Source organism: Ruegeria sp. BJ6 (genome assembly GCF_056537885.1).
This window is the reverse complement of sequence record NZ_JBQFSG010000005.1, coordinates 67,962-93,457: the sequence shown is the minus strand read 5'-3', so window position 1 is coordinate 93,457 and position 25,496 is coordinate 67,962. Positions and strand designations below refer to the sequence as shown.

17 protein-coding genes are annotated in these 25,496 nt (G+C 59.7%); 7 read left to right on the top strand and 10 right to left on the bottom strand.

Annotation, left to right across the window (positions count from 1 at the left end; all coding sequences use genetic code 11):
- Positions 1 to 134 precede the first annotated feature (134 nt).
- Positions 135 to 491, top strand: a complete 357-nt coding sequence (uraH, locus tag ACR0D6_RS12470; protein WP_480451220.1) for a hydroxyisourate hydrolase — start codon at positions 135 to 137, stop codon at positions 489 to 491.
- Between the two features lie 6 nt (positions 492 to 497).
- On the opposite strand, the gene ACR0D6_RS12465 is transcribed toward uraH, so the two are convergent.
- A complete protein-coding gene (locus ACR0D6_RS12465) occupies positions 498 to 1,418 on the bottom strand; it encodes a LysR family transcriptional regulator (protein ID WP_480451222.1) in 921 nt (306 codons plus the stop codon).
- 96 nt (positions 1,419 to 1,514) lie between these two features.
- Here ACR0D6_RS12465 and ACR0D6_RS12460 point away from each other — a divergent pair, with 96 nt between their 5' ends.
- The 4 genes from ACR0D6_RS12460 to ACR0D6_RS12445 all read left to right on the top strand — a co-directional run bounded on the left by ACR0D6_RS12460 (position 1,515) and on the right by ACR0D6_RS12445 (position 10,650).
- Positions 1,515 to 2,738, top strand: a complete 1,224-nt coding sequence (locus ACR0D6_RS12460; protein ID WP_480729033.1) for a urate hydroxylase PuuD — start codon at positions 1,515 to 1,517, stop codon at positions 2,736 to 2,738.
- An 87-nt stretch (positions 2,739 to 2,825) separates the two neighbouring features.
- Positions 2,826 to 4,706: an autotransporter assembly complex protein TamA gene (locus tag ACR0D6_RS12455; RefSeq protein WP_480765733.1), complete on the top strand. Its 1,881-nt coding sequence runs from the start codon at positions 2,826 to 2,828 to the stop codon at positions 4,704 to 4,706.
- On the top strand, positions 4,703 to 8,791 hold the full coding sequence (locus tag ACR0D6_RS12450; RefSeq protein WP_480765732.1) for a translocation/assembly module TamB domain-containing protein: 4,089 nt from the start codon (positions 4,703 to 4,705) through the stop codon (positions 8,789 to 8,791). The genes ACR0D6_RS12455 and ACR0D6_RS12450 overlap by 4 nt, the downstream gene beginning before the upstream one ends.
- 74 nt (positions 8,792 to 8,865) lie before the next feature.
- A complete protein-coding gene (locus ACR0D6_RS12445) occupies positions 8,866 to 10,650 on the top strand; it encodes a gamma-glutamyltransferase family protein (RefSeq protein ID WP_480765731.1) in 1,785 nt (594 codons plus the stop codon).
- Here the strand turns inward: ACR0D6_RS12445 and ACR0D6_RS12440 are convergent, their stop codons facing one another.
- The 7 genes from ACR0D6_RS12440 to ACR0D6_RS12410 form a co-directional block, all read right to left on the bottom strand.
- Entirely contained in the window at positions 10,651 to 11,178 is a 528-nt protein-coding gene (locus tag ACR0D6_RS12440) for a thioesterase family protein (protein ID WP_480765730.1), read from the bottom strand.
- 16 nt (positions 11,179 to 11,194) lie between these two features.
- Entirely contained in the window at positions 11,195 to 11,971 is a 777-nt protein-coding gene (locus ACR0D6_RS12435) for a cyclase family protein (protein WP_170651349.1), read from the bottom strand.
- Positions 11,972 to 12,089: 118 nt separating this feature from the next.
- Positions 12,090 to 14,873 carry a formate dehydrogenase subunit alpha gene (gene fdhF / locus ACR0D6_RS12430; protein ID WP_480765729.1) on the bottom strand — a complete coding sequence of 928 codons (2,784 nt, stop codon included), beginning with the start codon at positions 14,871 to 14,873 and terminating at the stop codon, positions 12,090 to 12,092.
- 11 nt (positions 14,874 to 14,884) lie between these two features.
- Positions 14,885 to 16,588 (bottom strand): NAD(P)H-dependent oxidoreductase subunit E, encoded by a 1,704-nt coding sequence (locus ACR0D6_RS12425; protein WP_480765728.1) that lies wholly within the window; start codon positions 16,586 to 16,588, stop codon positions 14,885 to 14,887.
- 86 nt (positions 16,589 to 16,674) lie between these two features.
- Positions 16,675 to 17,556, bottom strand: a complete 882-nt coding sequence (locus ACR0D6_RS12420; RefSeq protein WP_170652544.1) for a LysR family transcriptional regulator — start codon at positions 17,554 to 17,556, stop codon at positions 16,675 to 16,677.
- A 124-nt stretch (positions 17,557 to 17,680) separates the two neighbouring features.
- Complete coding sequence (locus tag ACR0D6_RS12415; RefSeq protein ID WP_480765727.1) at positions 17,681 to 18,391, bottom strand: maleate cis-trans isomerase family protein; 711 nt, start codon at positions 18,389 to 18,391, stop codon at positions 17,681 to 17,683.
- On the bottom strand, positions 18,384 to 18,827 hold the full coding sequence (locus tag ACR0D6_RS12410) for an SRPBCC family protein (protein ID WP_480765726.1): 444 nt from the start codon (positions 18,825 to 18,827) through the stop codon (positions 18,384 to 18,386). Before ACR0D6_RS12410 ends, ACR0D6_RS12415 begins: the two co-directional genes overlap by 8 nt.
- Before the next feature lie 149 nt (positions 18,828 to 18,976).
- Between ACR0D6_RS12410 and ACR0D6_RS12405 the strand changes: the two genes are divergently transcribed.
- Together ACR0D6_RS12405 and ACR0D6_RS12400 are read left to right on the top strand one after the other, a co-directional pair.
- Positions 18,977 to 20,458 carry a trimethylamine methyltransferase family protein gene (locus ACR0D6_RS12405; RefSeq protein WP_480765725.1) on the top strand — a complete coding sequence of 494 codons (1,482 nt, stop codon included), beginning with the start codon at positions 18,977 to 18,979 and terminating at the stop codon, positions 20,456 to 20,458.
- A 10-nt stretch (positions 20,459 to 20,468) separates the two neighbouring features.
- The gene (locus ACR0D6_RS12400; protein WP_480765724.1) at positions 20,469 to 22,880 is read left to right on the top strand and encodes a GcvT family protein; all 2,412 of its coding nucleotides are present in this window, start codon (positions 20,469 to 20,471) and stop codon (positions 22,878 to 22,880) included.
- Positions 22,881 to 22,885: 5 nt separating this feature from the next.
- On the opposite strand, the gene tcuB is transcribed toward ACR0D6_RS12400, so the two are convergent.
- On the bottom strand, positions 22,886 to 23,944 hold the full coding sequence (tcuB, locus tag ACR0D6_RS12395; RefSeq protein ID WP_480765723.1) for a tricarballylate utilization 4Fe-4S protein TcuB: 1,059 nt from the start codon (positions 23,942 to 23,944) through the stop codon (positions 22,886 to 22,888).
- Positions 23,934 to 25,331, bottom strand: coding sequence for an FAD-dependent tricarballylate dehydrogenase TcuA (tcuA, locus tag ACR0D6_RS12390; RefSeq protein ID WP_480765843.1), 1,398 nt, complete (start codon positions 25,329 to 25,331; stop codon positions 23,934 to 23,936). Before tcuA ends, tcuB begins: the two co-directional genes overlap by 11 nt.
- Positions 25,332 to 25,496 lie beyond the last annotated feature (165 nt).

Sequence of the window (25,496 nt, the reverse complement as noted above, 5' to 3'; positions counted from 1 at the left end):
CGCTGTTTCCATTTCTTTTGATGCGTCTCACAGGTTCAAAACCCTTACAAATCGGTGTCAGATGAATCTTGTCCACCGGTTGAGGTGCCAAACGGCGCTTCCGGACATGGCAGAATGAGACAGAGGAGACGACTGTGGCAGGTTACCTGACAACCCATGTTCTGGATACGGCGCGGGGCCTGCCCGCTGCGGGAATGAAGATCGTGCTTTACCAGATTGATGGTGACACGCGCACCCGGTTGGCCGAATGCGAAACCAACTCGGATGGCCGCACTGACAGCCCGATATTACCGCAGGACAGGTTTGCCACCGGTCAGTACGAGCTGATGTTTCATGCCGGCGACTATCTGCGTGCAATCGGAATGAGTGGTGATGAACCCCTTTTCCTCGACCAGATCCCGATCCGCTTCGGTTTGTCCGATCCGGATGCCCATTATCACGTGCCGCTGCTGCTATCGCCTTACGGCTTTTCGACCTATCGCGGCAGCTGATTGCGATCAGCTCTGGCTTTCCGCACTTTTGATCACCGAGCTGATGTGCGGGACCATGTAGTCCATGAATAAACGCGCCTTGGGATCCTGATGACGTCGATGCGTATAAAGACAGGCCATCTGAACGGGGACCGGCGGGGTTTCGTTGGCAACCGTAACCAGACGGCCTGCTTTCAGGTGCTCCGCCACCTCGAACACCGGTTTCATCGCAATCCCCTGACCTGACAGCGCCCAGTCGGTCAGGACGTCCCCGTCATCACATTCGAACCGTCCTGATACCGCGAACTTTTTCGGTCCTTCGGGCGTTGTCAGCACCCACTGGAATTCAGTCGCCCCCGGGAACCGCAGGTTCAGACACTCATGCCCGCCCGAGATCAGATCTGCACCGGATTGCGGCATGCCCCTTTGTTTCACATAGCCTGGTGCGGCGCATAATACGCGCTGGCAATCCGAGATCTTGCGAATCCGCAGCGTGCTATCCTCGGGCTGACCGATGAAAAAGGCCAGATCCAACCCCTCGGTCGTCAGGTCCACCGACCTGTCCGTCAGCCGCAGCCGCACATCAATTTCCGGATATTGTGACAGAAAATCAGGGACATGTGGCGCAAGCAATCTGCGCCCCACCCCCAACGGAGCCGCCACAAACAGAGATCCGCGCGGGGCTTCGGTCAGGTGCATGACCTGCGCTTCGGCCTCATCCACAGCATCCAGAACCGCCACGGCACCGGGATAAAACGCCCGCCCCTGTTCGGTCGGGGTCAGGTTTCGTGTCGTGCGCTGAAACAGACGCACACCCAGATGATCCTCAAGCTGAGAGATACGCGCCGATGTCACCGCCGGAGATATACGCAGGTCGCGCCCCGCAGCTGACATGCTGCCCAGATCATAGACCCTGACGAAGGTTCGGATGTTGTCGAGATAGGACATCTTCTCGTTTTTTTTGATACAGTTTGACAATATACGGGAATACCGAAGAAAAGCCCGCTTGCCTAGTGTGGCAGCAAGCAATCGGAGACCTCACGCATGTACGACTTCGCCGTGTTCTGGGACTGGATGGCATTTGCCGTGCGCTGGCTGCACGTCATCACGGCTATCGCCTGGATCGGATCATCCTTTTATTTCATTGCGCTGGACCTTGGCCTGAACCGGGATATCCCCGGTCCCGCAGATGGCGAAGAATGGCAGGTCCATGGCGGCGGCTTCTATCATATCCAGAAATATCTGGTCGCACCCGAACGGATGCCCGACCACCTGACCTGGTTCAAATGGGAAAGTTACGCGACATGGCTCAGCGGCGCGGCGTTGTTGATGATCGTCTACTGGGTCGGCGGAGAGCTGTATCTGATCGACGCGCAAAAGGCCGATCTGGCGCTGTGGCAGGGCATTCTGATCTCGGCAGCCTCACTGACCGTTGGGTGGCTGATCTACGACTTTCTTTGCAAATCGGGGCTGGGCGAGCGCCCCACCCTGCTTATGGTGCTGCTGTTTGTTCTGCTGGTTGCGATGGGCTGGGGATATAACCAGATCTTCACCGGCCGTGCGATGATGCTGCATCTGGGCGCCTTTACCGCTACGATCATGACGGCAAACGTGTTTTTCATCATCATGCCCAACCAGCGCATCGTGGTGGACGATCTGAAAAACGGGCGCACGCCCGACCCCAAATACGGCAAGATCGCCAAGCTGCGCTCGACCCACAACAACTATCTGACGTTGCCGGTCGTGTTCCTGATGCTGTCGAACCACTATCCGCTGGCCTTTGCCACCGAATACAACTGGATCATCGCCAGCCTTGTTTTCCTGATGGGCGTAACGATCCGGCACTATTTCAACACACGACATGCCCGTGCGGGCAATCCAACCTGGACCTGGCTGGTTACCGCCCTGCTGTTCATCGCAATCATGTGGCTGTCGACTGCCCCGATGTACAAGCCATTGGAAGAGGCCGAGGCCCAACCGCTGACCCCCTACGAACAACGCTTCGCTGCGGCCCCCGGTTTTGAAGAGGCGCACGACGTGGTGCTTGGACGTTGTTCCATGTGCCACGCACGCGAACCCGTGTGGGAAGGCATCCTATGGGCACCCAAGGGCGTTCTGCTGGAAACCGAGGCCGATATAGCGCGCAACGCACAGCAGATCTATCTGCAGGCAGGTGTCAGTCACGCCATGCCGCCTGCCAACGTGACCTTCATGGAGCCCGAAGACCGTGAGGCCATCATCCGCTGGTTCAAAAGCGTCGGATCGTAACGCGGGCGTACATTCAAGGCTCAGGCTGCCGGAAATTACCTGAAAACCCTAAATTTCCTTTCCATCGACCTGCCCAAATGTTCTAACATGAACGAGAGCAGCCGTGATGTTGAGCATTTCGCGGCAATAATGATTTCGACTTGGGGCAGTTGGAGCCGGGTAATGAAGCTGAACAGGCCATCGGGCATGGTAAAATGCTGGCTGTTCACACTGATTTCTTTGTCCCTTCCCAGTGCGGCCGCGGCTCTTGAGACAACGCTGTCCGCCCCCGGCACCTCCGAACAGTTGCAGGAGAGGATCGAAGAGACCTCCTCGGTCCTGACGGCCAATTCCCGTGGCCTGGACACGCCTCTGGAAATTCTGTCAGCTGCGCTTTCCGATTATCGGACCGTGGTGCAAATTTTGTATGATGAGGGGTATTTCAGCCCGGTCGTCAGCATCAAACTGGATGGCCAGGAAGCCGCAAGCATCGACCCGCTGGGCGTTCCGAAACAGATCAACCGTGCCGTGATTTCTGTTGAGGCCGGGCCGACCTTTACCTTTGGCACTGCTATTGTCCAACCGTTGGCCCCAGAAACGGAAATGCCAGAAGGGTTCGCGCCGGGCAAACTGGCGACGACCGCTATCATTCAACAAGCCACCACCGTTGGCGTTCAATCCTGGAGAGACGCGGGCCACGCCAAGGCGGATGTGGCGGATCAAAAGATTATCGCGCGTCACGCTCAGTCCAAGCTGGATGCCGAGATTGACCTGGCCCCCGGCCCGCGGCTGACCTTCGGCAAGATGTTCATTCACGGCGACACGAGTGTTCGTCATCGCTCGATCGAAAAGATCGCCGGTTTTCCCACTGGCGAGGTTTTTTCGCCTCAGCAGGTGCAAAGGGTCGGCACCCGGTTGCGCCGCACCGGCACCTTCAACGTGGTCTCAATCAAAGAACGCGACGAGCCCAATCCGGACGGCACACTGGATTTTGACGCGACCTTCGAAGACATGCCAAGACGCCGGCTGACCTTCGGGGTCGAAGTTGCTTCGCGTGACGGCGTCGATGTCACGGCGACTTGGACCCACCGCAATGTCTTTCGCCGCGCCGAGCGCTTCCGGTTCGAGGCCGCAATCCGAAATATCGGCGGGGCCGAAGACATCGATGGCCGGATCGGGATGCGCCTAGATCAGCCGGACAGGCTGGGCCCGGATGACAACACCTTCTGGAGCGCATTGCTGGAACGGAGAAACACCGAGAATTACAACGTGTCGGTCGCTTCGCTGGCCTATGGTGCGCGCCGGACCTTCTCCGATCGCCTCTATGCCGAGGCTTCTGCGGGTTTCTCGTTCTCGAATGCCGATGATGCCTATGGAAGCGGCCGCAGGTTCAGATATTTCATCATCCCGTTCCGGTCTGAATGGGATCAACGCGACAGCAAGGTCAGCGCCACGCGCGGATTCTATCTGGATTCCAACGCCATGCCATTTGTCGGCGTCTCGGGCACAAAATCCGGCCTGCGCCTGTTTTTTGACGGGCGCGGATACTGGGATTTCGGCAGCTCAGGACGGGTCGTCGTGGCCGGGCGCGTCCAACTGGGATCGGTCATCGGCCCGCCGGCGGATGGCGTAACGCCTGACTTCCTGTTCTTCTCCGGCGGCGCGGGAACGGTGCGTGGTCAACCTTATGAAAGCCTCGGAATTCCGGTTGGTACAGGAATCGCGGGGGGCAAATCCTTCCTTGGTCTTTCCGGCGAGGTTCGGGGCAAGGTGTCCGAAAAACTCTCTCTAGTCGGGTTTTACGACTACGGCACAGTGGATACGGCGTCATATATTACCAGCAACGCCGTTTATCATGCAGGTGCCGGATTGGGGATACGGTACGACCTGGGCGGGTTCGGCCCGCTGCGCTTTGATCTTGCCTATCCCGTCTCGGGTCCCACCGGGGACGGTTTGCAATTCTACATCGGGATCGGACAGGCATTTTGATCCGCCGCGCTTCATATCCTGTATTGATCGTCAGCCTGACGATCGGGTCCCCTGTGTTCGCGCAGGACCAGTCCGAAGATGAAGGCGGGATGCTGGTCGATTTCCTTCAGAACACGCTTTCGACCGATGGCCGGAACATCAGGGTCCGGGGACTGACCGGCGCATTGAGTTCCCGCGCTACGATCGATGAGATCACCGTATCGGATGACGAAGGTGTCTGGCTGACCATCAAGAATGCCGAGCTTGACTGGAACCGGCTCGCCCTTCTGCGGGGGCGGTTCTCGGTCAATGCCCTGACAGCAGGGGAAATCGATGTCGCCCGTGCGCCAGAGCCTGCTGCGACACAGACCCCGCCCCCAAGCGCGGAAACGCAGCCGTTCCAACTGCCTGAGCTGCCCGTGGCAATTGAGGTCGGCCAGTTGCGTGTCGACAAACTGGAGCTTGGCGAGCCGCTGATCGGTCTTGCGGCCGAGCTTTCAGTCAATGGCAAGTTGAACCTTGCCGATGGCGCGCTGGACACGTCACTGGGCGTCACCCGGCTGGATCGCCCCGGCGACTCGATCAGTCTGACGGCGCAGTTCCAGAACGAAGGCAGCGAGATCAATCTTGATCTGCAGGTTGACGAAGATGCAGGCGGGCTGATTTCCACGGTTCTGAAAATCCCGAATGAGCCACAGCTCAGCCTGTCTGCAAAAGGCAACGGGCCGATCACCGATTTCACTGCGGATATTTCCGTCAGCAGCGATAGCACACAGCGAATTGCAGGGCAGGTCCGCCTTCGCGAAGCCTCTACCGATGACGGTGACTCAGCACCGGGCATCGCATTCACGACCGATCTGTCCGGCGATCTGACCCCGTTCCTGACCGATGACCTTGATCCGTTCTTTGGGACCGACACGCGGCTTTATTTGGACGGTAATACCGGCCCTGATGGTCAGGTCGCCCTGTCTGATCTTGATATCACCTCTGAGGCTCTGAAGCTGGAAGGTGAGATGAACCTTGCCGGCGGCCAACTGGAAAAAGCCGCCTTGCAGGCCCGAATTACTCCGCCACAGGGTGAAACCGTTGTTCTGCCCGTCGCCGGAGGCGATACATCAATCGGTGCCGCACAACTTTCGGGCCTTTTCGATCAGACCAATGGCAACCTGTGGGACCTAAGCCTGACGGCAAACGACGTCGCCACACCGCAACTGAATCTGGACCACGCCAGACTGACCGCACAGGGAACGTTCGAACAGGGTGACACCCTACTGCTTGACGGTGATGTTCAGGCGGCTCTGGACGGTCTGAGCATGTCCGACCCTGCGCTGAGCACAGCCTTGGGCGAACGCGTCACTCTGGACGGCCTGTTCAATCTGCGTGACGACAACGCATTGGAAATCTCGGACCTCGAACTGCTGGGAACAGACTATACCTTTGGCGCGGATGCCGTGATCAGCGGGTTGGACAGCGGTCTGAAGGTCGACGGATCGGCCTCGCTTGTGGCCTCGGACCTGTCGCGATTCTCTGGGCTGGCGAAGATGGATCTGGGCGGCTTCGTGTCAGCACAGGTTCAGGGCAGCGGCTCACCACTGGAGGGGAGTTTTGACGGCAAGCTGGATGTGACGGCGCAAAACCTGTCGGCCGGTCGTGACGAAGTAGACTCCCTTATCTCCGGCGACACACAGATTTCGGTGAATGCCGCGCGTGGCGGTGACGGCCTGACGATCCGGGATTTTTCGATCACCGGAGACGCTTTGACAGCGCAGGCCAGCGGTGTCGTCACCACCCCCAACGGGCTACTTACAATCGACGGCAAAGCGGACGTCAACGCACCGGATTTGTCGGTCTTTTCGGGATTAGTGCAACAAGATCTGGGTGGCTCTGTTCAGGCGTCCGTCCAAGGCAAAGGCACTCCCGAAACACTGGAGTTCGACGCAACGGCCAACCTGACAGGACGCAACCTCCGGACCGGCCTGACCGAGATCGACCCGATCATAACCGGCCGGACGCTGATCGAATTGGACGCGGCGCGGACGGGTGATCAGGTTACGATCCGCAAGGCAAACATAAACGGATCAGCCCTGACCGCCGAGGTCGTAGCCACAATTGACGACCCGACAGGTGCACTCGCCGTCGACGGCGAAGCCAGCCTTAATGCGCCTGATCTTTCGGTCTTTTCAGGGTTGGCCAAACGCGATCTTGCCGGATCGGTGCAGGCAAAGGCGAAGGGTAAAGGCAACCGGAAAACACTGGAATTCGATGTTCAGGGCAATCTGGACGCGGACGACATCCAGACCGGAATCGATCAGCTTGATAATCTTATCCAGGGCAGAACGACCCTTACAGTCGACGCTGCAAACAATTCCGATGGTCTGAACATCCGCAACTTCCGCCTGTCCGGCACGGCTCTCTCGGCGCAAGCCCGCGGTGTACTGAACGACGAGACGAGTGGGTTGAATTTCTCGGCCGAACTCGACGATCTGGCGCGTGTATCCAAAACCCTGACGGGCCCACTTACCGCCAGTGGCGACGTTTCCCCGACCGACACTGGGCTTCAGGGCAATGTTAGGCTGAACGGACCTGACAGCTCTTATGCCAATCTGGTGGGTACAGTCGAAAGCTCAGGCGCCGCCGATCTGGATTTCGACGCCAAGTTGAATCAGCTTGAACGTTTTGTTCCCGATTTCCCCGGAACAGTTTCGGCCACTGGAAACGCAAAGCGCAGCGACGGAATCTGGACAGTAGATGGCCGCGCGCAGGGACCTGCCCAGATTGACGCGACAGTGACGGGAACCTTTAACGAAACCGACACAACCGCCGATCTGAACGCAAAGGGCAACGTCAACGTCGGTATCGCCAACAGGTTCATCACGCCCAACAAGATCGACGGAGCCGCAAGGTTCGATATCTCGCTGAAGGGCAAACCCGGTTTGGATGCACTCAGCGGAACCGTGACAACCTCGGGCACCTCGATGGCGATCCCGTCTGTCGGGCAGACACTCACCGACATCGGCGGAACGGTCAGGTTGGCGCAAAGCCGGGCCACCATCGACCTGCGCGGAGGCCTGCGCGCGGGCGGCAACTTTACGGTGAACGGACCGCTGGACCTGACACCGCCATTCAATGCACAGATCACCACCGCGCTGAACGAACTCGTCCTGACTGACAAGCTGCTCTATGAAACGGTTCTGAACGGGCAGATCGCCATGTCGGGCGCGCTTGCGGGCAACAGTTCTATCGCCGGTCAGATCGTTTTCGGCGAGACCAACATCAATCTGGCAGCCGCAGCGGGGGCAGTTGGCGCAGCTCCAATCCCGCCCATGACCCATGTCAACGAGTCCCAAGCTGGGTTCGTCACCCGTGAACGCGCCAATCTGGTCGCAAAAGAAGACAAATCCGCCAATCAGTCCCGGATCGCACTGGATGTGGGGTTGCTTGCGCCCAAAGCGGTGTTCGTACGCGGGCGGGGCGTCAATGCGGAGCTGGGCGGCAGCATCCAGATAGGCGGAACCACAACTTCGGTCGTACCGTCCGGACAGATCGAACTGATCCGAGGTAATATCGACATTTTGGGCCGCAGGCTCGCGCTGACCAAGGGGCTCGTGACCCTGCAGGGCGATCTGACGCCTTATATCGAGTTTGCTTCTTCAACCAGCACCTCTGACGGCACCGCAACCATCGAAATATCCGGACCGCTCGATTCGCCCGAGGTCGATGTCTACTCGGACCCGGAGCGCCCCGCCGAAGAGGCGCTGGCCATGCTGCTGTTCGGCAATCGCTTTTCTGAACTGTCACCCTTTGTCATTGCCCAGATGGCGGCATCCCTTGCGCAACTCAGCGGGGCCGGAGGCGACGCGACCAAGGGAATTCGCGATGCTACGGGTCTGGACAATGTCGATGTCGGCACATCCGAAAGCGGCGCGGGGCGGTTGGGGGCCGGGGCCTATCTCAGCGATAACCTGTATACCGATTTCACCGTCAACACCGAGGGCGATACCGAGGTGAATTTGAATCTGGACGTCACTGACAATTTCACGGTCAGGGGCACCGTGGACGGCCGCGGTGAAACCGGCATCGGCGTGTTTTTTGAACGTGACTATTAAACGGCTCTCGCTCTGGTGACTTGACCCACGCGGTGGCCCATGCACCATCTGCACGAACAACAAAACGAGCCGTCATGACCTTTACCACCCGTCCGGAAATCACGGGGACCTTCGGGGTCGCCACATGCACGCACTGGATCGCCTCGGCTGTCGGCATGAAAATGCTCGAACAGGGCGGCAATGCTTTTGACGCAGCTGCTGCAATGGGGTTCGTGCTGAACGTTGTCGAGCCGCATTTGAACGGCCCATTGGGCGATATGCCCATGCTGATCAAACGCGCCGGGGAAGAAACGCCCACCATGGTCTGCGGTCAGGGAACTGCACCGGCAGCAGCGACAATAGAACACTATCGCGACGAAGGGCTGAGCCGTATTCCCGGGACCGGTTTGCTGGCAACCGTCATTCCCGGCGCATTCGACTCTTGGATGATCACGTTGCGCGACCATGGCTCATTGCCGTTGCGGACGGTGCTGGAACCGGCGATCCACTACGCCGATAAGGGCCACCCTGTCTTGCCCCGTGTGGCGCATACCATCGCAGGGCTTGGCGATTTCTTTCGTGACGAGTGGCCGACGTCCTATAAAACCTGGCTGCCCAACGGTACGGCCCCGCAACCGGGACAGTTGTTCAGAAACCCGCAACTGGCCAACACCTGGCAGCGGCTGCTGCTTGAGGCCGAGGCGGCGACCGGGCGGGAAAACCAGATCGAAGCCGCGCGGAGTGCTTTCTACCGGGGCTTCGTGGCCGAGGAAATCGACAGCTACCTGCGCAACGCCTGCGTCATGGATGCCTCCGGCACCCCCCATCGCGGCGTTCTGACCGCGAAGGACATGGCAGGTTGGCAAGCCCACTACGAACCGGCGCTTTCCACCGATTATAAGGGATGGACTGTTTGGAAAGGCGGACCCTGGACGCAAGGGCCGGTTCTGTTGCAGTCGCTGAACATTCTGGCTGGTTTCGATCTTGCCCCGCAGAACCACGAGGATTTTCTGCATCTTGTCACCGAGGCGATGAAGTTGAGTTTCGCAGATCGCGAGGCATATTACGGTGATCCCGACCATACAGAAATCCCGGTCGATACACTGTTGTCCCAATCTTACGCCGAGGAACGACGCAACCTGATCCGTCAAGCCGCTTCCACCGAACAACGCCCGGGGCACCTGCCCGGCCTCGAACGCTGGGCCGACGCTTCTGTCGCCCATGCCGCCGAAACGTTCAGGACGGATGGGCAGATCGGCGCCGGGGAACCCACGATGGCACACCTGTCGGAAAAGCGTGGGGATACCGTGCATCTGGATGTCATCGATCGGTGGGGTAACATGGTGTCGGCCACACCGTCGGGCGGATGGCTGCAATCATCACCCGTTGTTCCGGGGCTGGGGATGCCCCTCAACACGCGGGCACAGATGTTTTGGCTGCAAGAAGGGCTGCCAAATTCGCTGGCCCCGGGGCGTCGCCCACGCACAACGCTTTCCCCTTCGATGGCGCGCGACCCAATTGGTACCGAACTGGCCTTTGGCACACCCGGCGGCGATCAGCAGGATCAGTGGCAACTCATCTACCTGCTGCGCCTTATTCACGGCGGCATGAACCTGCAGGAAGCCATCGATGCGCCGCTGTTTCACACGGCCCATTTCCAAAGCTCCTTTTACCCGCGCGAGGTGCGCCCCGGGCATCTGATGATCGAACAGAGTTTCGGCAGGGATGTGATCGACGGCCTGAGGGCACGTGGCCACGACGTTGAGGTGGCCGAGCACTGGACAGTAGGGCGCCTGACAGCAGCCAGCCGTTCACCAGACGGGCTGCTGCGTGCTGCGGCCACGCCAAGGCTGATGCAGGCCTATGCTATCGGGCGCTGATCAAGCCTGTTTACGGCGAATACCGATGGGCCGCCCAATCTGCGGATCTGCCTGCAGCCCCTCGTGATCGGCTACCATCCGCGCCAACCGTGCGACGGCCCAATCCGGGTAAGGGGCCGAGCGGCCTGTCTCATGGCTGACATTCATGAACAGCCCCTCTTGCGTCGCGCAGACCTGGTCATCGGCTTCCGACAACATCCGGGCAAAATAGTGGCCTCGTTTTTCATCCGAATCCAATAGGACGAATTGAAAATAGAAACGCTCGCCTTCACGTATCTCCCGCAGAAAATGCAGGTGGGATTGCAACATATACGGCCCCTGCCCCGCCGCCTTCACCTGTACTTCACCCAGCCCAAGCTGGCGCACCATCACTTCTTCAAGCGCCAGATCAAAGGCAACGCCATAGAAGCCCACGTTCATATGGCCATTATAATCGATCCATTCCGGGCGAACTTCAAATCCCCGGACCTCGACCGGAGCGGGATAAGGGCCATCATGACCTTCGGCCGCAGTGTTATCCGTGGACACGTGTTTTCTCCTCATCTCAATCTTCGAAAATTGCCACCGCCCTGACAAACCCGGCAGACGCGCCTTTGATCTTGAACGGAAAGCACGAAATTTCGAACCCTGTAGGCGGCAGATCTTCAAGATTGGTCAGCTTTTCGATGTGGCAATACCCGACCTCCATCGATGCCCGGTGCCCTTCCCAAATGATACCGGGATCGCCCGATTTCGCGTATTCCTGCGCGGTCAGAGGAAACGGCGCATCCCAGCTCCAGGCGTCGGTACCGGTCACGCGCACGCCCCGCTCGGTCAGGTACAGAGTCGCCTCGCGCCCCATCCCGCAGCCTTTCATCAGATAATCCGGCTGGCCATACCGTGTCCCGGCCGATGTATTCACCACCACGATATCCAACGGCTGCAGGTCGTGGCCGATACGCTTCAACTCTGCCTCGACATCTTCCGCAGAGACGACATACCCATCCTCGAAATGTCGGAAGTCCAGTTTGACACCCGAATTCATGCACCATTCCAGCGGTACCTCATCAATGGTAATCGCACGTTCGCCTTTGTTCATCGTGGAATGGTGGTGATACGGCGCGTCCAGATGTGTGCCGTTATGGGTGGCAATCTGCAACCGCTCGATGGCCCAGCCTTCTCCGCCCGGCAAATCCTCTTTCTTCAATCCCGGAAAAAAGGCCATGACCTGCTCGGCGGTCTGGTCATGCGTCATGTAATCGATCTGAGGCAACATAATCGGCGGGTCCGATATGATGCCGGTTTCCAGCGGCACAGACAGGTCGACAAAGCGGCGGGGCATGGAAAACTCCATTGATTGCAAGACCCCCAAAGGGTTGGCCGCGCGCAAGCCGGTGTCAAGCAACGAAAAAGGCGACCTTTTGGGGCCGCCTGTTTCAGGTTCGTGAGTGGTGGTGGAATTATTCCGCTGCGATGGCGTCTTCGATCTTTTCGACCCGGATCGCCGAGAACTTGAACTCGGGGATTTTGCCATAGGGGTCGATTGCAGGGTTGGTCAGGATGTTCGCGGCCGCCTCAACATAGGCGAAGGGAATGAACACCATGTCCTCGGCAATCGCCCGGTCGGCGCGAACCATGATTTCGATGGAACCGCGACGCGTGGTCAGACGGATCATTTCGCCCGGCTCGATCCCCATCAGCTTAAGCGTCCGGGGGTTCATAGAACAGTTCGCTTCCGGTTCGACCGCATCCAGAACCAACGACCGGCGCGTCATCGAACCGGTATGCCAGTGCTCCAGCTGACGACCCGTCGTGGCAATCATCGGGTATTCGTCATCCGGCGCCTCATCCGGCGGGATCACGCTGGCCGGCGTGAACCGCGCGCGGCCATCGGGACGCGGGAAGCCATCGCCAAACACAATCGCCTGCCCGGGATCGGTTTCGCTGAGCGACGGATAGGTGATGGTTTCGGTCTTCAGACGCTCCCACGTGATGTTGTTGAGCGAGTTCATCGTCAACTTCATCTCGTCAAAGACCTGAGACACGTCCGTGTAGTCCCAGTTCAGCCCGATCCGCTGCGCCAGTTCAACGGTGATCGCCCAATCCTCGCGCGCCTCACCCGGAGGTGACACGGCGGGGCGTACCCGCTGCACCTGACGGTTGGTGTTCGACACGGTGCCGTTCTTTTCGTACAGCGCCGAGGCGGGCAGAATGATGTCGGCATAGTTCGCCGTTTCCGTCAGGAAGATATCCTGTACGATCATCAGCTCCAGCTTGGCCAGCGCCTCGCGGGCGTGACCGGCATCCGGGTCGGACATAGCCGGATTTTCACCCTGAATGTACATACCCTTGATATTGCCGGCATAAATCTGGTCGATGATCTCGGTAACAGTCAGGCCCTTCTCGTTCGAGAAATCCTCGGACTCCCACACGTTGTTGAACTTGGCGCGAATACCGTCATCCGTCACCGACTGGTAATCCGGCAGGAACATCGGGATCAGGCCCGCGTCCGAGGCACCCTGTACGTTGTTCTGACCACGCAGCGGGTGCAGACCCGCACCCGGTTTGCCAACGTTGCCGGTCATCAACGCCAGCGAGATCAGGCAGCGCGAGTTGTCGGTGCCATGGATATGCTGGCTGACGCCCATACCCCAGAAGATCAAACCGGCCTTGGCCTGCGCAAAGGTGCGGGCTACGCGGCGCAGCTGATCCGGTTCAATGCCACAGATCGGCGACATCGCCTCGGGCGTGAACTGGCGCAGATGCTCTTTCTCGGCTTCCCAGTTCTCGGTCCAGCGGTGGATGTACTGGCTGTCGTACAGCTCTTCTTCGACGATCACGTTCATGATCGCGTTCAGCATCGAGACGTCGGCACCCGGACGGAACTGCAGCATTTCATCGGCAAACTTGCGCATGCCAACGCCACGCGGGTCCATCACGATCAGCTTGCCGCCGCGCTTGGCGAACTGCTTGAAATAGGTTGCCGCAACCGGATGGTTCTCGATCGGGTTCGAGCCGATGATGATCGCCACATCCGCGTTTACGATCTCGTTGAAGGTCGCGGTCACCGCGCCCGAGCCCACGTTCTCGATCAGCGCAGCAACCGACGACGCATGGCACAGGCGGGTGCAGTGGTCGACGTTGTTGTGCTTGAAACCCTGACGGATGAACTTCTGGAACAGATAGGCTTCTTCGTTGGTGCACTTGGCCGAACCAAAGCCCGCGACATTGCGCGGATCTTCGTCGCGCAGCGCCTTCAGCTTGGTCGCGGCCAGATCCATCGCCTCTTCCCATGTCGCTTCGCGGAAATGGGTCGACAGGTTGCCCGGATCGACATTCAGCCCCTTCTCAGGTGCATCTTCGCGCCGGATCAGCGGCTTGGTCAGGCGGTGTGGGTGGTGGATATAGTCAAAGCCAAAGCGGCCTTTGACACACAGACGGCCTTCGTTCGCGGGGCCGTTGATGCCCTCGACATACTTGACCTTACCGTCCTTGACCTTCAGCGAGACTTTGCAGCCCACGCCGCAGAACGGGCAGACGCTTTCGGTCTCGGAATCATAATCCTTGCTGTCGCCCTGCTGTTTGTCATCCAGCACGGTGGCAGGCATCAGGGCACCCGTCGGGCAGGCCTGAACACATTCACCACAGGCCACACAGGTCGATGTGCCCATCGGGTCGTTCTGGTCAAACACAACCTGCGCCGTGTGCCCGCGACCGGCCATGCCGATCACGTCATTCACCTGCACTTCGCGGCAGGCGCGGACGCAGAGGTTGCAGTTGATGCAGGCGTCCAGATTGACGCGCATCGCAACGTGGCTGTCATCCAGCAGTGGGATTTTCTCGGCCTCTTTCGCCGGGAAACGGCTGTCGCTGACGTCGTTCAGCTTGGCCATGTCCCAGAAATGACTCGAGACGTCGTGCGGTTCCTCGGGCTGATCGGCCACCAGAAGTTCCATGACCATGGCGCGCGACTTCTCGGCACGATCCGAGTCCGTTTTCACCACCATACCGTCAGCGGCAGGGCGGATGCACGAGGCGACCAGAGTACGCTCGCCTTCCACCTCGACCATACAGGCGCGGCAGTTGCCGTCGGGGCGATAGCCCGGCTGCGGCTTGTGGCACAGGTGCGGAATGGTAAATCCCTGCCCCTTGGCGGCTTCCCAGATGGTCCAACCTTCGGGGACGGAGACATCTTCGCCGTTCAGGTTGAAGGTGACGGTCTTGGTTGGGCTTGCATCAAGCATGTCTGTCTCCCTCAGATTTCGTCAGCGAAATGTTTCATGACCAGGCGGATCGGGTTCGGGGCCGCTTGCCCCAGACCGCAGATCGAGGCGTCGCCCATGACCTGACACAGGTCTTCCAGCAGGTCCTGATCCCACTTGTCGGCCTGCATCAGCTTCACCGCCTTTTCACAGCCCGCCCGGCAGGGCGTACACTGACCGCAGCTTTCATCCTCGAAGAACCGCAGCATGTTCAGGGCCGCATCGCGGGCGGTATCCTGATCGGACAGAACCACCACGGCGGCGGACCCGATGAATGTGCCCAGCGGCTGCAGGGTGTCAAAGTCGAGCGGGACGTCGTCGATACTAGAGGGGAGAAGACCTGACGACGGCCCGCCCGGTTGATACGCCTTGAAGACATGACCATCGGCCATACCCCCGGCGGCATCAATCACGTCAAGAATGGTCGAGCCTGCAGGCAGCAGGTAAACACCTGGCTTCGCAACCCGGCCCGAGACCGAATAGCTGCGCAGACCCTTGCGACCATTCTTTTCAACTGAATTCAGAATCTGCGGCCCTTCGCGGCAGATTTTTGAGACCCAATACAGCGTCTCGACATTGTGCACGAGCGTCGGGCGGTTAAAGACCCCAACCTGCGCCACAAACGGAGGACGGTGGCGCGGCAGGCCCTTTTTGCCTTCGATCGACTCGATCATCGCGGATTCTTCACCGCAGATGTAGGCACCCGCACCCCGACGCAGGTCGATATAGCCTTTTTCGACAATCTCGGCCTCTTCCAGCGCGGCAATCTCGGTTGCCAGAATTTCCAGAACCGCCGGATACTCGTCGCGCATGTAGATAAAGCAGGTCTCGGCCTCAACCGCCCACGCGGCGATCAGCATGCCTTCAAGGAAGACATGCGGCGTGCGCTCAAGATAGTAGCGGTCCTTGAACGTGCCGGGCTCACCTTCGTCGCCGTTCACGGCCAGATAGCGTGTGCCCTCGTTCATTCGAACAAAGCCCCACTTCTTGCCGGACGGGAAGCCCGCACCACCCAGGCCGCGCAGACCCGAGGACAGAATGTCTTCCTGCACCTGTTCCCAGTTACCACCCTCGCGCAGCTCTTTCAGTTTGGCGTAGCCGCCGTCCTCGACATAGGTCGAAAATGTCTCATAGTCGGGCAGATGGGCGTGAGTATCGCCAGCCGCGATGGCCGCGTTCACTTTTTCAGGAGTGGCATGATCGATATGGTTATGACCGATCTCCAGCACCGGCGCGGTGTCGCAGCGGCCCATGCAGGGCGCACGCACCACACGCACCTCAGAAGCATCAAGACCGTCCTCCAGCGCCTTCTGCAATTGTTGGGCACCAGCCATTTCGCAGGACAGGGAATCACAGACACGGATCGTCAGCGCGGGCGGAGGGGTCTCGCCTTCTTTCACCACATCGAAATGGGCATAGAACGTCGCGGTTTCATAAATCTCCGCCTGACCGATCCGCATCTCAACTGCCAGGGCGGCAATATGGTCGGCGCTGATGTGGCCGTGTTCGTCCTGAATCAAATGCAGGAATTCGATCAGCAGATCGCGGCGGCGCGGGCGGTCGCCCAGCAGGCGCGCAATTTCGGCCTGTGCTTCATCCGTGAACTGCCGGCCCTTGGGCGTGTGCCGCCCCTTGCCTTTACCTGACTTCCAGACGCCTTTTTGCGCGCCCGATGGCTTGGTATCCAATGGTGCCATGATGCCCTCCGATTGAGGCCCCCGTCTCTCATCAGCAGATCATATCGTCAAATCTCAAAATACAATCGCACGATAACGACACCTTATCACCGCAAAGACGTCACGACGGCCCGCAACGCATCCACGGTCGGCAATTCCGGGTCGCGAGTTAGGGTCGCGAGGCAAATCGGTTTGCTGACAACGGGGTCGATCAAAGGCAGCACTCTTGTCCCCTTCAGATCCCCCAGTGCACGCACCAGCACACGCGGAACCACCGTTGCCGCCAACCCTTCGCGCGCCATCACCATCGAAGCCGTAAATCCGCTGGTTTCTGCTACTACATGCGGATGTAGCCCCTGCTCGGCAAAAATCCTGTCCAAAATCCGTCGGTTTTGCATCTGCGGCTCAAGCAGGCTGATCGGAAACTCCGCAACCCGCGCCCAGGGGATCGGACCTGTTTCGTCCGTCATGTGTGCGGGGACCAGCAGAACATAGGTTTCCTCATACAAAGGCTGCACCTGCCTCAGGTCCGCGCCGATACTGTCGCCATAGGTTACGCCCGCATCGATGCTGCCCTCATCCAGCCGGTGCTGGATCGACGAGGCAGACATCGTTTCGATTCGGGTCAGAATGCGTGGATGCGCTTGTTGCAAACGTTTGATCAACCGTCCCGTAAACGCGATGGCCGTCGGAATAACACCCAGAATCAGTGTTCCGGTAATCTCGCCACGCGCGGCCAGAACCTGTTGTTCCAACGCCTTGGTGTCGTCCAGTATGCGCCGCGCCCGGCGCACGATCATCTCGCCCTCTTCCGTCAGCCCCTGAAACCGGTTGGCCCGGCGCACGATGGACACACCCAGCCGATCCTCGAGGTTCTTGATCCGCATGGAGAACGCCGGCTGAGAGATACCGCATTCTTCGGCCGCCTTGGCAAAATGACGATGCCGCGCCAGCGCGTTCAGCAATTGCAGGTCTCGAAGTTCGATCACGGCGGTCAGCCCCGGTTTTGAGTGACAGATCACCAACTTAACGCAGCGCCCGCAAAGTGAAAGGCCCGGCGCCCGGGCCCAGATCACTCAGGTTTCGCTCATTACCCCGACAGGGGTGGCCAAGTCAGGCGCAGTGATCGGCCAGCAACGTTCCAAAACCTGTAAGGGCCTCCGACACGCCAGCCTTGCGCAGGACCTGCCAATAAACCGCAGCATTGCAGGCAACAACCGGCTTTCCCGTTTCAGCCTCTATCTCGCTGATGATCCCGACGACAGGCAGGGCTGTTCCAACCTGCAAAATCGCGTCGCAGTCGGCTGCCGCTACTTCCCTGAAAACCGCCCTGATCTGATCAATCGGGGTCTCGCAAATCTCCGGCAGTGACGGAGCACAGGTACCCTTGATCGAAACAACCGTGAACCCCGCAGCCTCGACATTGGCTTTCACGACCTGATCCACCTCAGGCGCGAAGGGGGTGACGACAGCGACCCGGCTGGCACCGAGCTGGCGCAAGGCCGCGTGGTTGGCAGTCGATGCATTCACGACCGGAACGCCGACGGCCTCTTCCACCTCGGCGCAACGTCGTGCCAGCTTGTCGACACCGCCCGGGGCGGCATCCGTCGTCAGCCCGATGGCAATCGCAACTGGGTTGCAATCCATCAGCTTTTGCGCCTCTTCAATCAGGTCGTCGGATACATTTTCTCCGCCCAGCCGGAACCTTTGCATCTGGTTGGTCACTCCTGCGGGGCGCAGCAATTCCAGTTCGGGCTGCACGACGGTGTTCATGGCCGGGGTCATCACCCCAATCAGGGCGCGAGGAGCAAGCGTGTCAGTCATTGCCAACCCCCGCAAGAGTAGCGTTCAGCCCGGTCATGCCGCCGATATAAATCTGGTCGCCCACCACTTCGTTCATCTGCGCCGCGATATCTGCTTCGCAGTCAAAGTGGCTTTCCCAGATGCCCAGCGTCCTGCTGCCATGCGTGATTGGAACAAACCGATGGGTCGACACATAGTTCCGAACCGGCAGCGGACACTCGATGATATCGTAACTGTAGTAGTAATCACGGTCCGACAGGGCCAGCAGAGTTTCGCGAAAGACGGATCCGTCAACGATATCCAGATGCCGGATACTGCCAGGCGTGATTGCGGAACCGCTTTCCATCCGTGCCGCCGACACAGCTGGGTTCCATCCAGCCACCCCGTCAAAGGACCGCACAAGGGACCAGACCTGATCTATCGGGGCGTCCAAAACCATGCTGCGGAATACGTGCATTTGCGACCTCGTTCGTGATGGTGACCAGCACCATGCTAGCGAACCGGCATAGTACGTCCAGTCTCAAAGGCGACGTAATTCCTGTCGCATTTGAAGTAGATAACGATCCCGAACGCGCGTCCCCTGTTGCAAAAGGATGGCGGAAACTGATGGCGCGACGAACACGAAAACCGGCTGAATCGCCCGCGCACCGGACCGTAGCCCCGCCTGTGGGAGGCAGGTTCCAGCCCCTCGGCCCAGCCAGAGTTTCGGCAATCGTTGATGCGGCCTTCGCCATTCTTGCCCGGACCGGTATGGGGGATTGCCCCCCGAATATTGCTGCCGCGGCCATCGAAAACGGAGCAGGACTGCGATCTGACGGACGCCTTTGCTTCCCGCGTGGAATGATCGAAAAGGCGATTGGCCGTGCCACGAAATCTGTGAACCTGCCCGGATTTTCCAATGATCACGGCCTGACCATCGGTGGCGGTCACGTGCACATCGGCACGGGCGGTGCCGCTGTTGAAGTCCCTGATCCAACGGGCGGCTTCCGCGAGGCGCAATTGCGCGATCTCACTCAGATGATGACGCTCGTCGGTCGGTGCGAGAATATACACTATGGCGTTCGGCCGCTTGTGGCCCGCGATCTTGATACGCCGCTGGCATTGGATGTGAACACCGCCTTTGCCTGCCTCAAGGCCTGCCCAAAGCCGATCGGTGTCAGTTTCGACACGGCGGCCCATGTCGGGCCGGTCACGCAAATGTTCGACCTGTCGCTGGGTGGCGAAGACCGGTTTCGCCATCACCCGTTCTGTTTCGGCGTCATCGTGCACGCCGTCTCACCGCTGCGCTATGCGCCCGAAGGGGTGGACATCATGCGTGCCGCAATCGCCGCCGGAATGCCTCTGCAAATTTGCACGGCGGCACAGGCCGGGGCCACCAGCCCGGTGACGCTCGCCGGCGCTTTGGCGCAGGGTCTGGCCGAGGCTTTGGCCGGGCTGATGATCGTCGATACCCTTAGCCCCGGCTTCCCGACCATTCTGGCCTTCATGCCCTTCATCAGCGATTTGCGGACAGGGGCCATGACGGGTGGCAGTGGCGAGGCCGCCGTTGCCAACGCGGCAGCGGCCCAGTTGCTGCTGCATCTTGGCCTTCCTTCGACCGTGTCCGCAGGCATGACCGATGCCAAGATGCCGGACGCCCAATCAGGCTACGAAAAGGGCTATACGGTTGCATTGGCCGCGCAGGCGGGGGCGGACATGATCAACCTCAGCGTCGGCATGCTGGCATCGCTTATGGTGGCCTCGCCACAGGCGCTTATCATCGACAACGACATGTGCGGCGCCATCCTGCGTTCGGTTCGCGGCGTTGAAATGACAGGGGATGCGGTTGACCTGGACCTGATCGAGGCGGTCGCCACCGGGCCCGGTCACTATCTTGGCGAGGCGCAGACGCTGGCCCGCATGAAAAGCGAATACGTCTATCCCACGCTGGCCAATCGTCAAAGTACACAAGACTGGCTTGACGCCGGCAGCCCCGACATCCTCGAACAGGCTGGTGAACTTGTTCGGCAAATGACAGCTGAGCCCCCGGATCACCTGCCCCCGGACCGCGAAGCAGCCATTCGGGCCGCATTTGATATCAGGCTTTAAGGAGCATCCGATGAAACCCCATGCACGCGTAGTGGTCATCGGCGGCGGTGCCGTCGGCTGTTCGATCCTCTATCATCTTGCCTGCGCAGGCGTCACAGACACCGTCTTGCTGGAGCGGGACGAGTTGACAAGCGGCTCAACCTGGCACGCGGCGGGCAATATTCCGACCTATGCAAATTCATGGCTTGGGATGCGCGCGGGAAATTATGCATGGTCTCTCTACAAGGATCTGGAACATGTGGTGGACAGCCCGATCACCTATCGCCATACCGGCGCGTTCTGGCCAGCACATACGCCGGAACGGATGGAGCTTTTCGGCCACCTCGAAGGCATCGCGCGCAGCGCCGGATTCGACCTGCATCGTCTCAGCCCCGCTGAAATGGATGCCATGCACCCGTTCTGGTCCCCCGATGACACGGTTCTGGGCGGCATCATGGACCCTTACGAGGGTGACATCGACCCCAGTCAGCTGACACAGGCGTTGGCCAAGGGCGCCCGCGACCTTGGGGCCGAAATTCGGCGGTTCTCGCCAGTCACGGCCATCGATCGCCTTCCCAACGGGGAATGGCGCGTCTCGACCGCCAAAGGAGATATCACCGCCGAGATCGTGATTAACGCAGGCGGTTTTTATGGGCGCAAGATTTCGGAAATGGCAGGCATCTACGCACCTGTCATCACCTTGGAACACCAGTATCTGGTAACCGAACCCCTGACCGAGCTGGAACAGCACCCAGACTTGTTCCCACTGGTTCGCGATCCGGATATCCGCTTCTACCTGCGCCGCGAACGCAATGCGTTCCTGCTGGGATCTTACGCCCATGCGGGTCGTCCGGCATGGGCCGACAGTGGCCCGCCCGACGATTTTGCGCACCAGCTTTTCCCTGACAGCGTCGAGGACATCCTCGACGTGCTCGAAGACACGATGGCGCATGTTCCACTGCTGGGCAAAGCGGGTGCGCAGCGGTTCGTGAACGGCCCTATCGCCTACGCCCCGGATGCGCTACCGCTGGTGGGCCCGGCGGCGGGCGCGCCGAATTTCTATCAGGCAACGGGGGTTCAGATCGGCATCACTCATTCGGCGGCCATCGGCAAGGCCATGGCCGAATGGATAACCGAAGGCGAAACCGAATGGGACCTTTCCGCCTGGGACCCACGCCGCTTCGGCGATTGGGCCACACCGGATTACGCCCATGCCCGCGCGTCACAGCACTACGACCTGCAATACGCCATTCCGTTTCCGCACCGAAACATGCAGTCGGGTCGCCCCGTTCAGCAAACCCCGCTTTACGACACTCTCAGGGCCAGCGGTGCCGTGATGGGCCAGATCGCCGGATGGGAACGCGCGTTCTGGTTCGAAACCGACGTGGCCAAAGACACCGGGCATCTCAGCTATCACGACGAACCCTGGCACGCTGCGGTTCGCCGCGAATGCGAAACCGTACGGGACGCGGCAGGGCTGATGGATCATGGCGGGTTCACGAAATACACGGTTCAGGGCCCTGATGCCGAAGCCTTCCTGAACCACGTCTTTTGCGGCACGATGCCCAAAGTGGGCCGCACAAAACTGTCCTACATGCTAACCCCCAAGGGCCGCATCTGGTCCGAGGCCACAATCGCCAGACTGGCCGAGGATCAGTTCCTGCTATGCGAACCAACCCTTGCCGACCTGCGCGATTACGACTGGCTGAAAAGCCACCTGCATGACTATGACGTTACATTGACCCGAGGCTTCCGGCACGACAGCGCGCTGATGCTGATGGGCCCGAAATCACGCGAGATTCTGGCCGCGCTCACAGATGCCGATGTCTCCGCAACAGCCGCGCCATGGCTTTCGGCTGCTCAATTCAAGGTCGCCGGAGTGGACGTCACCGCGCTGCGAGTGTCCTATGTCGGAGAGCTTGGCTGGGAACTGCACGTCGCCAGCGAAAACCTGACCCCTCTCTACGATGCCATCATGGCCGAGGGCGCGGCGCACAGCATCTGTCAGTTCGGTTCCTACGCGCTCAACGCGATGCGGATCGAAAAGGGGTACCACGCATGGGGCGCGGATTTCGGAACCGAATACACTTTGTATGATGCCGGGCTGCAAAATTTCGCCAATCTTAAGAAGCCGGCGTTTGTGGGGCGTGAAGCGGTTGTAAGCCAATCCCAGACCGCCGCCGAATGGGAATGGGTCGGGCTGGAAATTACACAAGACTCACCCGATCCTCTGGCGTCTGAACCGATCCTGATCGATGGCCAACCGGTTGGATATGTGACGTCAGGAAGCAGTGGTTACAGAACCGGCAAGACACTTGTTCTTGGATATATCCAGCGCGGCACCCTGGGGATGGACGAAACGTGTCAGGTCATCATTCTGGGCGAGGCGTATGAGGCACGTCGCCACGACCCGCATCAGTATGCGCCCCGAAACGGCGGTTGATGAGGCTACCGCCGCTGCGCGTCCCTGAGCAAAGCAGCTAGTCGAAAGAACCCATGCGCCATCTTGGTGTATGGGGTCAGCACGAAAAACGTCAGGACCGACCCAAGATGCAGCGCCAGCAAGGCGGGCATCAGGGCGGTCGCCCCCAGAACGTATAACGCGATCCCGCTGAGCCCCACGAACCCCAGCAACAGGATGAACCCGTACTCGCCAGACCACGCGCCTTGGTCACCAAGTTCCGGATCCGAGCGCAGTTTCAACGCAATCATCCAAACGCATCCCAGCACCATCAGCACACCGCCGGGCAGACCCAAAAGTTTCGGGATCGAAAACAACCCGTAGGGCGCGGACATATCGAACCCATAGTGCAATACGGTGGCCGCGCTGGTTGACGCAAAGCACAGCAGAAACCCATACATCACCGCCTGATGCGCGTATCGGCGCGCTTGCGAGAACCTGTCTTCGTCTTCGAAGTTGCAACCCTCGCCATGACCCGCAGCCAGATCCCTGATTGTGGCCGCGCGAGCAACAGCGCGGGCAAAGTCCCGAAAGTGAATTGGCTCGCCGCCGATGTCCCGCCAGAAGCGCCTTAACCCAACCGCAAGGCTGCCCAAGGGCAACAGGAACGCCGGGGCAAAAATGCCGACCATCGCCGCGTGAGAGAGAACGGCATAAAAACTCTGACCGTCCGCAGGACCAAGGGCCTGCATTGCCCAGAACAGCAGGGCAATCCCGGCAACCAGCGCCAAGGCAATCGCACCGCCGTGACTATGAAAACGTCGCGCCAAGGGCTGTGGCCAGACGTAATCTTCCCAGCTTTCACGGCGAATTTCGGCCAGTACGCCGGGCAGATTCAGATCGAACTCATGCGGCGCGGTGTACTGGCAGGCGTAGTAACATCCACGACAGTTGTGGCACAGGTTTGCCAGTTGCACGATATCGCTGTCGGCAAAGCTGCGTTTAGCGTGCAGGGCCGGAAAGACCGAGCAATAGCCCTCACAATACCGACAGGCATTGCAGATTTCGGCCTGTCGGCGCGCTTCGTGGATCAAATCAGTTTGCATGTCTGGCTGCCTCACGCCCTGCAATCCGGCCAAACACCGTTCCGATGGCCATGCCAAACCCTGCCAGATACCCCTGCCCCAAAATCGACCCTGCCATGGTTTCCCCCGCCGCCCAGAGATTGCTGATCGGCCCGTTAGCTGTCGAACACTGCGCGTTTTCGTCAACCTTCAGCCCCAGATAGGTGAACGTCACCCCGGTCCGCAGGGAATACCCATAAAACGGCGGCTCTGTGATTGGGCGTGCCCAGTTGGTTTTGGGTGGTGTCAGTCCACTTGTGGCCACGCTGTCCAGTTGCGTCGGGTGAAACGCGGATGTGTCGCCGCAGGCCGCATTGAACCCGTCCACCGTCTGCCGCAGCCTATCCGGCGGCAATTCCATCATCACAGCCAGCTCTTCCAGCGTGTCCGCCTTGAGTGGCGGAAAGACAGAAGGCATGAACAAGTCCAGCGCCTTCGAGTCGATAATCGCATACCCCACCTGATCCGGCTGCGCCGCGACCAATCGACCCCAGATCGCATAACGTTTGGGCCAGAGGTCTTCGCCCTCATCATAGAACCGCTCGGCATTCCGGTTCACGACAACCGAAAACGGCACGCAGTCCAGCCGCGTGACAATACCGCCGTCATATTTCGGAGCCCGCCCGTCAATCGCAACCGCATGGCACTGATCCGCGTCACCGACGCTTTCAGCGCCCTGTTCCAGCAAGTCGGCTAGAACAACACCGCGATTATAGGGCGTACCCCGGATCAGAAAGTTGCGTGCCGGCGGCCCCCACGCCCGGGTCAGCCAGTCGATATCGGCCTGAAACCCGCCCGAGGCAACAACTACGGATTTCGGTGAAATACTGTACGCCTCGCCCCCGTAAGAATACTCAACGCGGGCAATCCGGTCGCCTTCCAGCGCAAGATGCGTCACGGCCGCATCATATAGAACGTCCACGCCCAGCGCTTCGGCCTTACGGTAATAGGCGTTCACCAGAGATTTTCCGCCCCCCATGAAAAACGCATTTGTCCGCGCCAAGGACAATGTGCCCGACAACGATGGCTGAAAGCGCACGCCGTGTTCCTCCATCCACGGAAGGCAGCCTTCGGACTCGCGGATTACCATCCGGGCCAGATCTTCGTTGGTCTTGCCCCCGGTGACGGTCAGCAGATCGGCCAGATATTCCTCTTCGTCATATGCGTCCACAAGCGGACCCATTGGCTGGTGGTGCATACAGCGGAAATTGCGTGTGTGACGTGAGTTGCCCCCACGATAATCCTTGGGCGCCGCCTCCAGAATCAGAACCTTAGCTCCGGTTCGGGCAGCCGTCATCGCCGCACAAAGCGCGGCGTTCCCTCCCCCGATCACGGCGATATCGTACTGGCCCGGACGTAGTGCACACATATGCTTTGAATAGGTCGCCTGGGGCGGTTTGACCATTGGGGAATTTCTCAATTTTCATTTCGAATTGCGTGTTTTTCGCAAATCCCGTGATCACCCTCTCGTGGCAGTAAAACGCCGGCCGACTTTGGCACAGTAAACGGCGTTCCGGCCAGAACCTGTTTCAGA

Excerpts from the sequence above, each read along its gene's own strand:
- ACR0D6_RS12465 (WP_480451222.1), bottom strand. The coding sequence starts at position 1,418 with ATGTCCTATCTCGACAACATCCGAACCTTCGTCAGGGTCTATGATCTG.
- ACR0D6_RS12460 (WP_480729033.1), top strand. The coding sequence starts at position 1,515 with ATGTACGACTTCGCCGTGTTCTGGGACTGGATGGCATTTGCCGTGCGC.
- ACR0D6_RS12455 (WP_480765733.1), top strand. The coding sequence starts at position 2,826 with ATGAACGAGAGCAGCCGTGATGTTGAGCATTTCGCGGCAATAATGATT.
- ACR0D6_RS12445 (WP_480765731.1), top strand. The coding sequence starts at position 8,866 with ATGACCTTTACCACCCGTCCGGAAATCACGGGGACCTTCGGGGTCGCC.
- ACR0D6_RS12435 (WP_170651349.1), bottom strand. The coding sequence starts at position 11,971 with ATGCCCCGCCGCTTTGTCGACCTGTCTGTGCCGCTGGAAACCGGCATC.
- fdhF (WP_480765729.1), bottom strand. The coding sequence starts at position 14,873 with ATGCTTGATGCAAGCCCAACCAAGACCGTCACCTTCAACCTGAACGGC.
- ACR0D6_RS12425 (WP_480765728.1), bottom strand. The coding sequence starts at position 16,588 with ATGGCACCATTGGATACCAAGCCATCGGGCGCGCAAAAAGGCGTCTGG.
- ACR0D6_RS12415 (WP_480765727.1), bottom strand. The coding sequence starts at position 18,391 with ATGACTGACACGCTTGCTCCTCGCGCCCTGATTGGGGTGATGACCCCG.
- ACR0D6_RS12410 (WP_480765726.1), bottom strand. The coding sequence starts at position 18,827 with ATGCACGTATTCCGCAGCATGGTTTTGGACGCCCCGATAGATCAGGTC.
- ACR0D6_RS12405 (WP_480765725.1), top strand. The coding sequence starts at position 18,977 with ATGGCGCGACGAACACGAAAACCGGCTGAATCGCCCGCGCACCGGACC.
- ACR0D6_RS12400 (WP_480765724.1), top strand. The coding sequence starts at position 20,469 with ATGAAACCCCATGCACGCGTAGTGGTCATCGGCGGCGGTGCCGTCGGC.
- tcuB (WP_480765723.1), bottom strand. The coding sequence starts at position 23,944 with ATGCAAACTGATTTGATCCACGAAGCGCGCCGACAGGCCGAAATCTGC.
- tcuA (WP_480765843.1), bottom strand. The coding sequence starts at position 25,331 with ATGTGTGCACTACGTCCGGGCCAGTACGATATCGCCGTGATCGGGGGA.